We start from the raw sequence: 13731 nt of genomic DNA on the forward strand, positions 1-13731 counted from the left end.
CTGTACGGCATTTCTTGCCGCAATTACATGATAGGTGGTATATAGGCTAGTTGTCGACAAAAAAACGGCTGCCATCTCGACAGCCGTTCAACCTTACTTCCTTTATCATTTTGTAAACGTAAGAGAATTCGCTACTTTTTGCAGACGTTCTTCTGCGGCCTTTGTTTTAGCTGAATCCACCAGCGACCAATACAGTAAATACGTACTGTTTCCTTTTTCGATAAAGTAGAGGGTGCGTTCGAAGCCTACGCCCGCTTCGTTTCCTTTGACATGCAGCTTGTGAGCAGGCTTACCTGCCAGCGTCGTCGCTTTATTTTCTTTGATTGTAAATTTGATTGCTTTGCTCTCCTCAATGTTTTTGATGACGAGATCCTTTACGGTGCTCAATTTACCGGAGATTGCCTGGAAAGTAAAATCTCCACCCAAAAATGCATAATACCGTCCTCCGTTCTCTCCCCCTGTTTCCTGCCAATACTCTGGAATCTCCAGTGAATACGTGGCATTCTTGTCTTTGATGATGACCGTCTTATTCTTGTCGATTTGATCATCATCCGCGATTTGCCCAAGTGACGGATTCATTTTCGAGGGATCGATGGATAAAGACTGCTTGATCGTACGCGTGAGGTCGGTTATTTCCTCCGTGGGCTCATCCTTCATATACGCGATCGTAATCATATACTTGTACTTGCCTTTTGTGAAAAATAGATATTGATGCGTATACCAGGTCGTTCCATTCAAGAAACTGTATTCCTGTTCCTTTGCGGCCTCGCCTGCAATCGAGGTAGATCCTACTTCTGGACTGACCTTGATATAGTTTTCGTTCATATCTTCCCGATTGCGTTTTTCATGGTCTTTGACCCACTCGTCCAGCGTAAGACCTTGCTCCTTGGAGGTAATCTTGATCTTCATCCACTCTGTACCTGCATCATTGGAGAAGAACATGTCATCACTGTAGTTCGGGGTCCACTCGGCTGGTACCTTTACTTTTAAGGCAAAGTCATCGTTCGTGTACCAACGATAGTTTCCTTCCACTGTGGACAAGTCCTTCACTGACTTTTCACCGTTCGGAAAGTCTAAGGTGAAGCTATCTAACAAGCTTTTGTAGACACTGTATTTCGCAGGATTGCGGAAGTCGGCCTCGTTCTCTAGCGTGAGCGTAACGTAATAAATGTTGCTCCCTTTTTGATAGGCTCGTTCTTCATTCATATTGCCCTCAGAAGACTTCGTGATCAGACGTGCATACGGCTGTCTGTCATTGGCTATGTATTCTTTTGACAGGATAGAATTTTCCGTCATGTCAACCAAGCGGGTCAATAATCCGTTGCCTGAAAGGTTCTCAGGTTGGTTCGTCTCAATGTAAACATCGAGCCAATAGGTTGCTTCCTTGGCGTCTTTGAACAGGACGTAATTCCCTTGGAAGCTCTGATTCTCCTGAATCATGCCAGTAGGGTATTGCATCGACCAGCCATAATAGCTGTCACCAATCTTTGTTTTACCCACATCGCTATCGAGGGAGCTGTCCGCCTTGGGGGCATCTCCTTGCTTTGCCCCCATGATGCTTACGTCTTTTGTCTTGGCATCGATCACAATCGTAAGCCCCAAGCCTTGGGTAAGTACCGTGAGCGGCACCATTGTTTTGCCGTTTTTCGTCTCGGGCGATGCGGTCAGGGTCACGGCCTTGCCATTGATCCACACTTCCTTGCTGCCTGGCGCAAGCTTCACACTCTTTGTCTTGTAGATGAGCTCGATCAATTTCGTCTCGTTATCATACTGAAGCGCAACTCCAAATGCGGAGGTTAACAGACTGAGTGGAACCATCGTCGTTCCTTGTGAGAGATACGGCTCCTCGACTGTGACATCAACACCGTTTACCTTCGCATTACTCGCGTTTAATTTAAGCTTTACCTCTACTTTTTGCTCTGCTTGTGTATTTGCCGCCCAAGCTACCTGACTTGTTGTCAATGAGACAGCCAGCATTGTTGTTGCATAAAAGACCTTCCAATTCTTCTTAGCCATGACGCCCTCCCTATTTTCTTTTCCTCTACGGATGCTTGGTAAATTGCACTTTTCGTTTGATCATATCGCCACCAGACTGCACCATGAGCTCTACGGTTTGTCCTGGCAAGTATTTTTTAAGCAGCTCATTGAATTCAACCAATGTACTGAACGGAGCTTGGTTGATGGAATAAATGACGTCCCCCACTTGAAAGCCTGCCTTTGCCGCCGGTGAGCCCGGCTCAATGCGTGTAATGCGCAACGGCTCTTTCGTCGGAAGTCCGACCACAGCTGCCCAGCTCTCCTCCAATTCTGCACCCCAGTAAGGACGATTTACTTTGCCATACGTAAAAAAGTGGTTCATGACGTATTGCGCTGTATCTGCAGGGATCGCAAAGCTGAGATTATCTATTCCTACTGAAACGAATTTCATCGAATTAATCCCGACGACCTCGCCCTTTACGTTGACAAGTGGTCCCCCACTATTGCCCGGGTTGATGGAAGCATCTGTCTGGATCAAGCGATATGTCGAGCTGACCGACCGATTTGCTCCGCTAATAATTCCCAGCGTGGCTGAGTTTCGTAACGAAACAGAGATTGGTGTCCCAATCGCGATCACTGGCTCTCCTACACGGATCGCGTAATTGGATGCGAATTTTGCAGGCTTCAAGTCCGTTGCCTGAATCTTCACCAGAGCCAAGTCGCTCTCTTCATCCATATTCGTAACAGTTCCGCCGTATTGCTTGCCGTCTACCGTAATGACTGTGAGATTGCGCATATCCTTTACGACATGGGCGTTCGTCAATATCCAGCCGTCCGCTTTTACAATGACACCCGTCCCATGAGCGAGATTAAAACGGTTATCTCTACCGCTCTCATTCCCCTCCGGTTTCCCAACTATCGCTACCACACTCGCAGAAACACGCGCTACTACCCCCGGAATATCCGCTTCCACTATGGATGCGTAGGAAGTCTTTGATACAACTGGGACGTTTCCTTGAGCAAATGCCCCTTGCGATGCTCCAACTGTGAACATGAGCATGAGCATGCCTTTTGCTAGTAGCCCTTTCTTCCTCTCCATTTACAAATCCCCCAATGAAATCCAAGTCAAAAAAAAAAAAAGAAAAGAGGCGCTTTTTATTCTAAAGCGTCCCCTGATCAAACAAACGACTCTTCATTTTCAATGTGATAATAATAAATAATTCCCTGTTTCGAGACAAGCCAACCTTTTCGACAAACATCGACATAGGTGGTGAGTGAGCTAATTGTCGATAGCACAAAAAAGGACGCTTTTTCTCTAAAAGCGCCCTAAACTCAAGTAATCCTGTTGATTTACAATGTAAGAATAATGGTAAATAATTTCCTTTTGGACAAGCTCATGCTATCACTACTCTTGAAATTTGATCATATGGTGTAGGGAGTATGACTTTCGTTTGGGAGGTTATTTATGAATACGGAACGTTTGGAACAAGCATTTGGCTCCCTCGTTTCTCCTACTCCTGCCCAGCTTAGACACGCTCTCGTCTCCCTCTCTCCTTGCATGGAACAACTTGGTCCATACATCCCGGAGCCGCTAAACCTACCCTATGGACGCAAAGTATTATTCTCCACGCCACATGTAGAAGTTGTCTTGATCCATCTGCCGACAAATCAGGAATCCATCCCGCATAATCACGGTGATTCTTTTGGTTGGGAATTGGTAGTCTCAGGTACGCTAACGAATATGATTTATGTCCAAACGAATAATGAAAATGAAGTTCAACGAGCACAAACAACTCATGTCAGCACAGGTGAATACTATTTTGTAGAGCCTGGGGAAATTCATGCCATTCGCAACAATGGACAAAGTCCGGTTATTTCCGTGAACGTTTACAGTCCACCATTGCGTAATTGCCGCCAATATTGTCCCTTTGAACCACCATCTCAATACTGATTTACAGGTTTTCTGTTATTTCCGACAGCTCATCCGCAGAGCTGGCTACCTGTGCCACCGCTTGGTTCATATCTTCCATGACTTTGAAGAAGTTTTCCAGCTCCCGCTGAATCCGTGAGCTCTGTTCTTTACTGTCTGAGACAGCGCTCATGATTCCTTCAAAAAAGGCATTCGTCTCGTTTACTACCGCCGTGCTCGATTGGACTAGCGCCTGAATTTCTACCACGACAGATGAGAGGACTACTGTCTGTTGGTTCGTCTTCTCAATCAGCTCACGCACACCGAATACGGACTTTTTGGTCTGTTCTGCCAGCTTGCGTACCTCATCGGCTACGACGGCAAATCCGCGTCCCTGTTCGCCAGCACGTGCTGCTTCAATCGCGGCATTTAAAGCCAAGAGATTTGTCTGCTCGGCAATCGCCGTCACGACCTCTACAATCCCTTGGATTTTTTCGGCGTTTTCCTCCATCGCGTTCATTTCTTCCGAGATTTGCTTGACGCTACTCTGAATCAAGCGCATTTGTTCCTGTTGTTTTTCCAGCTTTTCTTTGCCTTCCCGGGACAGCTCTTGTGCTTTCGTGGAAAAGCCCGTGCCATTTTCAGCAAAACGAAGCACTTCTCTCGACTGTTCTGTCAATTGCACAACAGACGCGCTGTTTTCTTCTGAGACCGCTGCCAGTTCATGCGCAGAATTGGTCAGGAGGATTCGCAGCTCGTCCTTTTTGTCTTGATCCAATTGCCGCGCCTTTTCATGCTCGTTTTCATATTCCTCCAGCACAATTTGCTGTTCGATGTTGAGAATCTTCGTGACGGCCGTGACGGCTTGTACGAACTCGTCCTTGTCCGCGATGTTTTTATGCAAGAGATCAATCAAGGTAACCAGGATGTTTTGGAATGCGCTCAAGTACCATTTTGGTTCTAAGCCAATTCGCATATGAATAACCGCAATTCTACTACGCTGTTCAATGTAGGCGCTGTCGATGCGTCCGCTAAACATTTCACAGATATGGCGGTTTAGCGTTAATTTCAACCGTTCAATCGTGCTGTTTTGGTTTACAATCTTCATTAAAAGCGGTTCATTTTCAATACTGGCATAAAAATAATCTACAATAGCGTCAATATTTTGAATGATAAGTGGCTGAAGTGCTTTCACAATGCTCAATTCTTCTTCGGTCAGGTTGATCATTGCTAGTTGCTTCGCGAGAGTGCTTTTCCCTACAACGTTCACTTTCCCCTTTTCCTTCACCCCCTGAAAAAAAGATTCACTTTTTCCTTTCCCTTTCAAACCAAAAAAGGTGGAAAACGGACATGTGCTCATAGCCTGAACTCCTTTTATCCGAGTACATATATCTCTGGAATATCCTTTCAATTATATACTCCTTTACAAACGGGTGTAAACCGCCCACCTTGACCATGGGCGGTTGAATATGCCTAGCTAACTAACAGCTACATTTCCGCTTTTCTCACAACGACTCGTTGCAGCTTCCAGCTTGTCTTGTCCCATTTCCAGTACGACTCCACATACGCGATCGTATCAGCGTTGGCAACACCGCTGACTCTCTGCTCCCCTTTTAATTCACAGATGCCATCGCGGTTCTCATCGATGGGCTTGAGTACGCTAAACGTATTTGGCAAGACCTCTACTGGAGAAACCAGCTTCCCGTTCTTGTAGACACCATTTTCTTCATAGATTTTTTTGCGATCAGACAAATCGAGAACGACAGTCTCCCCCGTCTCCTTGATCGTCAACGGCACTTTGTATTGGTCCTGATAGGAGCCCGAAATCGTCAAGGGCTGCGGGACAGGCAAAATCGCCGGCTTATTGTCCTTGTCTGCGAACAAATAAAACTCAGACGTCCCTGCACTGCCCCCAGTCGGCGCCTGAAGCAAAATTTGTTGCACACCCCCTCCGGTAAAATCACAAAAGGACATCTCCGGCTGATAAGCGCCGTACGGTGTTGTAAAAAAGGTTGTTTTTTTCGCAACGGGGTCTTGAACCATGATTTTTAAGTGTTCAAAGTAAGGGCTGTCTGCCGCAAACCTCTTTCCTAGCAACGTGACGAGATCCGGTCGACCATCGCCTGTCACATCCTGCCGTTTGACCTGGATTTCCTCAAACACTGTCGGAGGAGGCTGTACATCTCTCGCCTCCAAGGCAAGAGCTGCTTGTCCCCACCCGGCTCCTGCCAACATCCATACGATACAGCCAATCATACCTGCCCTCTTGCTTGTCCACATGTCGCTACATCCACCTTTTCATCTGTTCAGCTTATCTGTAGTATGCAAAAAATGGCTTTGGTCATACCGTCCGAAACGGTAAAATAAGAGAGAGGGATCGAAGAAAGTGAGGAACACTAAGGCAATGAAACGAGCGGTATTATTTGGAGTGACCGGACTCGTCGACCTTGGCCTCTCTTGGACTGGCAGGTGCGCATGAGTACGAATCAAAAGACTTACCATAGCTAGCCGCAGCGGGAAAAAGGACGAGTTGACGTTCATACATATAGGATGAAGGCTTTCATCGAGGAGGCGAACTCGCATGACGACTCCAAAACAACAGCGCGCATCAAAGGCTCCGCCTAGCCGTCGAGCACTTCGCTCCGCTTATGAACTGATTCTCACACAAATCTGGCCCCGCCTACCCGCCGCAACCGAATCCACTTGCAGGAGAATCAAACATGAAGATCAGACTTGTACAAAACGGAATCATCACTGAGATAGAAGACATCGAAGAGACTGCTACTCCACCTGTAAACGGGTTTTACTGGATTCATGCTGCTCCATTCGATTTGGATATTTTACAGCCGCTGTTCGGACTGCATCATCTGGCTGTCGAGGACTGCATCGACGAGGAAGAACAGCGGCCCAAGCTGCAAAACTACGATGATCATTACTTTATAGTCATCAATGGCATTACCTTCCACAATCATGATATCTTCTTGCGTGAAATCAATATTTTTTTGGGCAGCAGCACCATCATCACCGTAACGAAGCAGGAGGCCCCCGAATTTACTACCATGTTTTCGATCATCCGGGAAAAAGAAGTCAATCGCCCCGATGCGTTTCTGTATTACTTGGTCGATCAAATTGTCGATCGTTATTTTGATGTGACTGAAAAAATTGAAGACCTGCTCGAAGATCTGGAAGAACAAATTTTGATGCACACGAAAAAATCCCATCTGGATCAAATTATCGGGCTGCGCAGTGAAATCTTGTACGCCCGTAAAATGCTTGTTCCCCAGCGGGATTTGATTGATGCCCTACATAAAAAAGAACTCCCGCTGATTCAACCTTATCTGCGGAAGTACTTTGGCGATATTGTAGAGGATGCCAGCAAAATTGTAGAGAGCTTTGAAGCTTTTCGCGAACTCATCGGGAACTTGCGCGAAGCATATCAAGCAGCGCTTGCTGGTAGAGCCAACGATATTATGCGTGTTTTTACCGCCTTGACAACGATTTTTATGCCATTGACAATTGTGACCGGTATATACGGGATGAACTTTGATGTGATGCCTGAGCTGCGTTCACCCTACGGCTATTACATCGTTCTGGGATGTATGGCGGCGATAGGCACGACGATGTATATCATTTTTAAAAAGAAGGACTGGCTCTGATTAGACCAAATCGCCACAGGCGATGATCATGAGCGTCAGCATTTTGGACAAGTCACACTCATAGGGATGCTCGATATCCCGCCCTTCCTCATCTACCAGAACTCTGACGATCGGGCGGCTCGGCATTCCTTTGTTCGAATCGACAACGACACCAGACAAACCATTGTTCAGCGTGACGGTCAGACCAACAGGGTAGAGTGCAATCGTATTTCGCAAAGCCTCTACATACGCCTGGTCGAACAGTTTGCCTGAACCGGAGTAGAGCACCTCCATCGCTTCATGAGGAAGCATTCCGCGACGGTACACCCGATGCGACGTCAGGGCATCGAAAACATCAGCCACTGCCATCAAGCGACCAAACGGGTGAATCTCTTCTTTTTTCAGGTGCCGTGGATAACCGGAGCCATCCCAGCGCTCGTGATGCTGAAAAGCGCAGTGGGCTGCAAGCAACGGAATGTCGTCTTGCCGACGAAGCATCTCAAAACCGATCTCCGTATGTCTTTTCATGATTTCAAATTCTTCTTGCGTAAGGCGGCCCGGCTTTTTCAAAATGTCGTCTGGGATATGCACTTTTCCGATATCGTGGAGCATACCGCCAATACTTATCTCCAACACATCTTTTTCCGAGCAGCCGGTATTTATGGCGAGAGCTGTGCTGTACAAGGCAACGTTAAATGAGTGCGTGAATATGTAATTGTCGAAGGCACAAGCATCTGCCAATAAATTCATGGCTGAATCACTGTTGTTCAATTCATCCGCAACGATTTGCATGACATCCCGGAGCTTACGTCCCAAACCCTTGTCCGAAAAAAGCTGCTGCCATTTGTCCGGGACTTGATGAACGGTTCGGAATGCATCGTGAATCATGGACATTGCTTGTCTGCGAGTATTTTCGGAAATGACTGTCTCCACGATAATATCATCGGTGCGCTTGTCTTGGATGTAGAGACTGTTCACGTTTTTATTTTTGAGTCGAGCTATCATTCGTTGGGTCAGTTCTACTCCAGCTCCAACGAGAATCGTTCCATTCTCTGTATAGATGGAACGAGCCAGTTTATCACCCGGCTGGCATTTTTGAATGGATTTCAGTCGCATTTCCTTTCCTTCCCTTTCCTCAGGGTATCCCTATTATAGCGTGATTCGACTTGATTCTACATGAAATTTTTTCTAGATATTCTTTTCGGAAGAATCCTTGTTTGCAAGGGAGATGATCGTATGCCGCTTATCGAAACAGAATTAACACAGCCTCTTTCATTATGTGACCAGGATGGCCGCTTGCTTCCCGAAGCGATTGGCTGGTCCCGCTATCCGTTGCACGACTGCCAATTTAGCGGGCATTGGCTTCGCCGGAAAAAATGGAATTTTTGGTTTATCACCGCGCCTGAATGTGCGATGTCGATTGCGATGGTCAATCTGGATTACGCTGGCATTGTCTTTGTCCATTTTATTGATCTGACGACAGGGGAAACCGCGGACAGTGCTGTTACGGTTCCTTTTGGTGCAGGGATTCGGCTTGGTGCCACCGTAGATGAGCCTTGCCATTTTGCGAGCCGCAAGCTCTCCGTCTCCTTTCAACCAGGAGCCAGCGGAACGAGTGTAGAAGCGACTGCCATTTGCCCCGGCAATAAGCCTCTCTCGCTCGACATCGTGATTGATCCGCCAGCCGAGTCCTTAAATGTCGTGATCCCGTGGAGTGCAGAGCGCTTTCAGTTTACATCGAAGCAAACGGCCCGACCCGTGCACGGCACCATTGCCTATAACGGGAAAACCTATGTGCTCGATCGGCAGAATGCTTTTGCCAGTCTGGATTTTGGACGTGGCGTTTGGCCGTATCACACTCGCTGGAACTGGACGACCTGCTCTTTCCGTCACGCGGAGGGTGTCGCAGGCTTTAACTTTGGCAAAGGCTGGACGGACGGAACCGGTATGACGGAAAATGGCTTGATGATTGATGGTGTCCTCTACAAGCTGAGTGAACAAATTCGTTTTTCTTACAATCCTGACAACCGGATGCTCCCTTGGACGCTTGCGAGTGAAGAATCTTCTGCGGTACGCCTCACCCTTACGCCGCTCTTTGCCCGAACCGAGCATAAAAATTTTGCGGTGGTGCGGACCACTCTGCATCAAGTAATCGGCCGATATGACGGGACACTCTCAACACCTGATGGAAAAACGATTGCGGTGCAAAGCAAGATCGGAATCTGTGAAGAACAAAATGCCCGTTGGTAGACAAGGCGCGAAAAAACTGAAAAACCTTTGTCCCGGGACAAAGGTTTTTTCTATAGGCAAACCGTTTGTTGTTTTACAGCATTTTCACGACAGCATCCCGCCCAATCATCCCAGCAGTAATCCCCTTCTTCTCCGCCGTCGTCGTCACGGACTCCAGCGGTGCATCCAGCAATTCCTGTATGGTCTTGACCCCCACCGCACGACCGGCAAGAATTTCTCTCGCTGCTAACCTTTCGTTTAATAGCCCCACATCCAGCGCTCCACACATGATGTATCCATGATCGGTCGTTACAGCCAATAGCGTCGTCTTGGGCAAACGAACGGTGACAGCAATAGCCGTCCCCTCTGGAAAGTGGATTGGCACTACCTCGACCATCAAGATTCCTCCCTTTTCTCTCCTGTCTGTTAGCGTTACCATCCTATGACATTTAGCAGAGAAAGGTGAGGTTTCAATGAGAGCTCCCTGATCGAATTTTAATGCATGATGCCTGTCGGAAAGTGCTCATCCTCCATCGCGACTTTCCGTTTCATGACTTCAATCATATACGTTGCAAGCATGTGAAACAGCTCTTCCTCGTCCATTTCCTCGACCAAGTCCAACAAATCATCTCGAGACTGCTCAGCGAGAATGCCAACGACAACTGCTGTAATGTCCTCTTCATCGCCATTAAAATGTCCTCTGTACAGCTCGTAAACTTCATCAATGAAGCGCATCACTCGTCTCCTCCCGTTTTTCGATAGCATTCCCGAAAAAACGGTCTCTACGATTGGTTTTTTGACGTGGGCGATATCTTTTCCCACCGAGGAAGAAACGCATTTTGCAGCATCTGCTGGTCCTGTATCGTGGTGGCGAGCACTTCACGCAGCATCTCGGGTAAGAAAAACGTAACCTCACTGCCGAGCAGCAATTCAGGAAACATGCGATTGTACATAAACATGTCGATCGTCCCGACTCGATACAGACGTTCGCGATCAAGCGGTTGCCCGTTGACTTCAATCTGGATAATTTGCGGTTGGTCATTCTCACTGTAGCGGATGTGCAATCCGTCCACACACATCCAGCCTTCTATTTTGCCGCGAAAACCGTACCCTCGCAGCTCCCGATGAACCATTTCCGGTTGAATGGCTTGCTCCAGAACAGTGGTGAGCTGCGCCCCTGTAATCGTGACAGCGCAGGCATTGATCGGGTGGGGAATACTGTGCAGCAAATCGGCAAAAGACAAGCTGCCCCGTGGCAAATCGGCAAGCAACAGCCCGCCATTTGCCATGCCGATCTCAGCACCCGTCCATTTGCGAATACTCGCTGCGATGAAGGAGCCATAGGGGGTCTCCTCCGTCCAGCCTATGTGCATGTCTTGCTCCAGTTGAGCAATTGGCTGAAACAAACGAGTTTCTGCCCATACTTTTTCACTCTCGATGAATTGGCTCAATGATTCGTCTACCTGATACTGTTCTGTGTGAAAAAGCTCTGCACGCACGTCTTTGATGCCATTATGAGTCCTGTCCCAGACGAGCTCTACATGACCGACATACTCGCCAAACCGCCCAGCTTGTGTGATCAAGGTGCCTCCCAGGTGTTCTCCATGAAGCAGTGCCCGGTGAGAGTGTCCGCCCAAAATGATATCCAGCCCATCGACTTCACTAGCCAGCACACAATCTGTCTGATAGCCGAGATGCGATAGCAAAATGACAACATCCACTGACGAGCGCAGTGCCGCAATCTGCTCACGCAATATCGGAATCGGTTCCTTGATTTCCCAGCCCATACTCTGATAAGAGGGTCCAAAGGGAATCGTCATTCCCAAGATCGCCAGCCGCAGCTCGCCTATGGTATGAATTGCGTATGGTACAGCCCAAGACGGGACAGAATTGGTTGTCGGTTCAAACAGATTGCCCGTAATGATCGGGAAGCGTGCATCTGTGTACAGTTCATTCAGCTTGTCTTTTGGGAGTGTGATGCCTTCGTTGTTTCCGATCGTCGCGTATTGAATCCCGCTGCGGTTCATGATCTCGACGTTTGTTTTCCCAAAGCTCGCTTCAGATCGGATATCCATTCGATCCATATGGTCCCCAATATCGACCGTCAGCACATGCTCTCCCCTGCCCTCCCACTCTTCTCGGTGTATGCTCAGGCAGGTTGCAATTCGCGGCATCGTATCAAAATGGCTGTGCAAGTCATTCGTGTGCAAAATGTGTAAGGTACAGGTGTCAGCCACGACTTTCCCCTCCCTCTCGTCTCATTATCCAAAAATCGCTTCTCCGATCATTTGTATGGCAATTCCCAATATCAGAACACGCAAAAACAGCACGATGGTGCGACCTTTCATTTTACTGGCAATAATCGCTCCGAGCTTTCCGCCCGCCCATGCCCCCGGCGCGAGCATCGCTGCATACAGCCAGTGTACGTTGTCGTGGAAGATATTCGTGATTGATCCAACCACCGCTGATAAAAAGATGACCACCATAGAAGTAGCCGTGGCAATGTGTGGCGGGAAACGAAACAAAATCATCATGGCTGGAACCATCAGGATGCCGCCCCCCACACCAAATAGCGACGAGGTAATCCCTACAAAGAAGGCAATCGTAATCACGGACCATTTGCTATACCCGTACACATATTCATTTCCTTCGTTGTCGACGAAGTGGCGTTGGACTTCCCACTTGATGCTGCGTGGTTTGATTTTGTCTTTGACCATCAATACAACGAACATACAGAGCTGAAACAAGCCAAACAGCAGCGAAAAGCCCTCCACTGCTAGTAATGTATTAAGATACACGCCCACAATAGCACCCGGGGCACTCCCGATGAAAAAGAGCATAGCACTCTCTTTATCTACTTTTTTTTGCTTGAAATAAGAAAGGGAGGAAGACAGGGCGGTTACCGCAATCACGATTAGCGAAGTAGCCGCTGCTACTTGCGGGTTCATCGATCCGGGCATGTACCAGTTCCCAAAATACAGCAGAGCAGGCACGAAAAAAATCCCACCACCCAGACCCGCGATACTGCCAATGACGCCAGCCACGACTCCGATGATGACAAACAAGATGGCAATTACTGCAAGCATGATACTCCCCTTCTTTCTTGCTACGTGGAGAACAGGTCCATCTGACGAGGATTCAGCCCAGTAGGTGCAAGGCCAAGCATCTCCGAAAACTGCTTCGCATTCGCTGCTGCATCTCCTCCAGAGTTATTGTTGAACAAAATGCAGACTTCATCCGCTTCCCGTTCGAGCAGTCTGATGTGTTCAACCCACTCTGCAAGCTCTGTCTCACTGTATCGATATAAATAACGGACATCTCGCCAATTTTGTCCCTCTCCGGGATCTCGCCAGCCCGCTTTGTTGCGCCCATGAAAGCGTACCAACGCCAAGGATGGCTTCGTTACGGCAGGAACAATCGGGACGGAGCCTTTTCCGACCTGCGGTTCATCACATACCACATGTGTCGCTTCGATCTTGTGCAAGAAATCAAGCGTTCGCTCTGAATACCGTGGTTCAAACCAGCTTTGATGGCGAAACTCCACCGCAAACGGATACGCCTGCATGGCTTGGCGGCAAGCAGTCACATACTGGACATGCTCCCGGGTACAATCGAACCACGGCGGAAACTGAAACAGCAATGCTTTGAGCTTGCCTGCCTCCACGACAGGCTGAATACTCTCCTCAAACAGACGAAACAATTCCCGTTTGCTTGCCGAAGCGTCCCCTCGTTGATGTCCCGTCATCCCTTGATGAGGCTTGACGATAAAGCCAAATCGTTCAGGCGTATCCTTCACCCACGATTCGTAATTTCGCTGTGGTAAAATAGCGTAAAAAGAACTATCCACCTCTACAATTGGAAAGTGGCTGGCATATACGGACAGCTTGTCTCGATTGCGCACACCTTGTACGTACAATTCGTGCTGATCTCCCCAGCCGCAAACTCCCACTTGTATTGTAGTCATCAAATGCTAACCTCCAA

13 protein-coding genes are annotated in these 13731 nt (G+C 48.1%); 3 read left to right on the plus strand and 10 right to left on the minus strand.

The genetic code is table 11. The annotated features are described in order from the left end of the window. Positions 1-105 precede the first annotated feature (105 nt). Positions 106-2016: a stalk domain-containing protein gene (locus tag FO446_RS23610; RefSeq protein ID WP_237899261.1), complete on the minus strand. Its 1911-nt coding sequence runs from the start codon at positions 2014-2016 to the stop codon at positions 106-108. Positions 2017-2041: 25 nt separating this feature from the next. After that, positions 2042-3076 (minus strand): S1C family serine protease, encoded by a 1035-nt coding sequence (locus FO446_RS23615; RefSeq protein WP_237899262.1) that lies wholly within the window; start codon positions 3074-3076, stop codon positions 2042-2044. 366 nt (positions 3077-3442) lie between these two features. On the opposite strand from FO446_RS23615, the gene FO446_RS23620 reads away from it, so the two are divergent. Then, the gene (locus FO446_RS23620; RefSeq protein ID WP_237899263.1) at positions 3443-3928 is read left to right on the plus strand and encodes a cysteine dioxygenase; all 486 of its coding nucleotides are present in this window, start codon (positions 3443-3445) and stop codon (positions 3926-3928) included. A gap of 1 nt (position 3929) precedes the next feature. Here FO446_RS23620 and FO446_RS23625 read toward each other — a convergent pair whose 3' ends face one another. Next, entirely contained in the window at positions 3930-5246 is a 1317-nt protein-coding gene (locus FO446_RS23625) for a globin-coupled sensor protein (protein ID WP_237899264.1), read from the minus strand. 128 nt (positions 5247-5374) lie between these two features. After that, complete coding sequence (locus FO446_RS23630) at positions 5375-6166, minus strand: hypothetical protein (protein ID WP_237899265.1); 792 nt, start codon at positions 6164-6166, stop codon at positions 5375-5377. Positions 6167-6606: 440 nt separating this feature from the next. Here FO446_RS23630 and corA point away from each other — a divergent pair, with 440 nt between their 5' ends. Then, positions 6607-7542, plus strand: a complete 936-nt coding sequence (gene corA, locus FO446_RS23635; protein WP_173610025.1) for a magnesium/cobalt transporter CorA — start codon at positions 6607-6609, stop codon at positions 7540-7542. On the opposite strand, the gene FO446_RS23640 is transcribed toward corA, so the two are convergent. Further along, the gene (locus FO446_RS23640; protein WP_173610024.1) at positions 7543-8637 is read right to left on the minus strand and encodes an HD-GYP domain-containing protein; all 1095 of its coding nucleotides are present in this window, start codon (positions 8635-8637) and stop codon (positions 7543-7545) included. A 120-nt stretch (positions 8638-8757) separates the two neighbouring features. On the opposite strand from FO446_RS23640, the gene FO446_RS23645 reads away from it, so the two are divergent. Further along, positions 8758-9771 (plus strand): DUF2804 domain-containing protein, encoded by a 1014-nt coding sequence (locus tag FO446_RS23645; protein ID WP_237899266.1) that lies wholly within the window; start codon positions 8758-8760, stop codon positions 9769-9771. Positions 9772-9844: 73 nt separating this feature from the next. Here the strand turns inward: FO446_RS23645 and FO446_RS23650 are convergent, their stop codons facing one another. The 5 genes from FO446_RS23650 to FO446_RS23670 all read right to left on the minus strand — a co-directional run bounded on the left by FO446_RS23650 (position 9845) and on the right by FO446_RS23670 (position 13714). Then, positions 9845-10147, minus strand: coding sequence for a YunC family protein (locus tag FO446_RS23650; RefSeq protein ID WP_047073052.1), 303 nt, complete (start codon positions 10145-10147; stop codon positions 9845-9847). A 98-nt stretch (positions 10148-10245) separates the two neighbouring features. Then, positions 10246-10485 carry a DUF6154 family protein gene (locus FO446_RS23655; protein WP_173610022.1) on the minus strand — a complete coding sequence of 80 codons (240 nt, stop codon included), beginning with the start codon at positions 10483-10485 and terminating at the stop codon, positions 10246-10248. Positions 10486-10532: 47 nt separating this feature from the next. Further along, positions 10533-11987 (minus strand): bifunctional metallophosphatase/5'-nucleotidase, encoded by a 1455-nt coding sequence (locus FO446_RS23660; protein ID WP_173610021.1) that lies wholly within the window; start codon positions 11985-11987, stop codon positions 10533-10535. 24 nt (positions 11988-12011) lie between these two features. Next, complete coding sequence (locus tag FO446_RS23665; protein WP_173610020.1) at positions 12012-12836, minus strand: sulfite exporter TauE/SafE family protein; 825 nt, start codon at positions 12834-12836, stop codon at positions 12012-12014. A 20-nt stretch (positions 12837-12856) separates the two neighbouring features. Then, complete coding sequence (locus tag FO446_RS23670; RefSeq protein WP_173610019.1) at positions 12857-13714, minus strand: DUF72 domain-containing protein; 858 nt, start codon at positions 13712-13714, stop codon at positions 12857-12859. Between the last annotated feature and the right edge of the window lie 17 nt (positions 13715-13731).

The sequence above is a fragment of the Brevibacillus brevis genome (assembly GCF_022026395.1).
Classification (GTDB): Bacteria; Bacillota; Bacilli; order Brevibacillales; family Brevibacillaceae; genus Brevibacillus.

What these genes read in the sequence shown, in the direction of transcription:
- FO446_RS23645 (WP_237899266.1), top strand. Translation starts at nt 8,758, where the DNA reads ATGCCGCTTATCGAAACAGAATTAACACAGCCTCTTTCATTATGTGAC.
- FO446_RS23610 (WP_237899261.1), bottom strand. Translation starts at nt 2,016, where the DNA reads ATGGCTAAGAAGAATTGGAAGGTCTTTTATGCAACAACAATGCTGGCT.
- FO446_RS23670 (WP_173610019.1), bottom strand. Translation starts at nt 13,714, where the DNA reads ATGACTACAATACAAGTGGGAGTTTGCGGCTGGGGAGATCAGCACGAA.
- FO446_RS23625 (WP_237899264.1), bottom strand. Translation starts at nt 5,246, where the DNA reads ATGAGCACATGTCCGTTTTCCACCTTTTTTGGTTTGAAAGGGAAAGGA.
- FO446_RS23655 (WP_173610022.1), bottom strand. Translation starts at nt 10,485, where the DNA reads ATGCGCTTCATTGATGAAGTTTACGAGCTGTACAGAGGACATTTTAAT.
- FO446_RS23630 (WP_237899265.1), bottom strand. Translation starts at nt 6,166, where the DNA reads ATGTGGACAAGCAAGAGGGCAGGTATGATTGGCTGTATCGTATGGATG.
- FO446_RS23650 (WP_047073052.1), bottom strand. Translation starts at nt 10,147, where the DNA reads ATGGTCGAGGTAGTGCCAATCCACTTTCCAGAGGGGACGGCTATTGCT.
- FO446_RS23665 (WP_173610020.1), bottom strand. Translation starts at nt 12,836, where the DNA reads ATGCTTGCAGTAATTGCCATCTTGTTTGTCATCATCGGAGTCGTGGCT.
- FO446_RS23615 (WP_237899262.1), bottom strand. Translation starts at nt 3,076, where the DNA reads ATGGAGAGGAAGAAAGGGCTACTAGCAAAAGGCATGCTCATGCTCATG.
- FO446_RS23640 (WP_173610024.1), bottom strand. Translation starts at nt 8,637, where the DNA reads ATGCGACTGAAATCCATTCAAAAATGCCAGCCGGGTGATAAACTGGCT.
- corA (WP_173610025.1), top strand. Translation starts at nt 6,607, where the DNA reads ATGAAGATCAGACTTGTACAAAACGGAATCATCACTGAGATAGAAGAC.
- FO446_RS23620 (WP_237899263.1), top strand. Translation starts at nt 3,443, where the DNA reads ATGAATACGGAACGTTTGGAACAAGCATTTGGCTCCCTCGTTTCTCCT.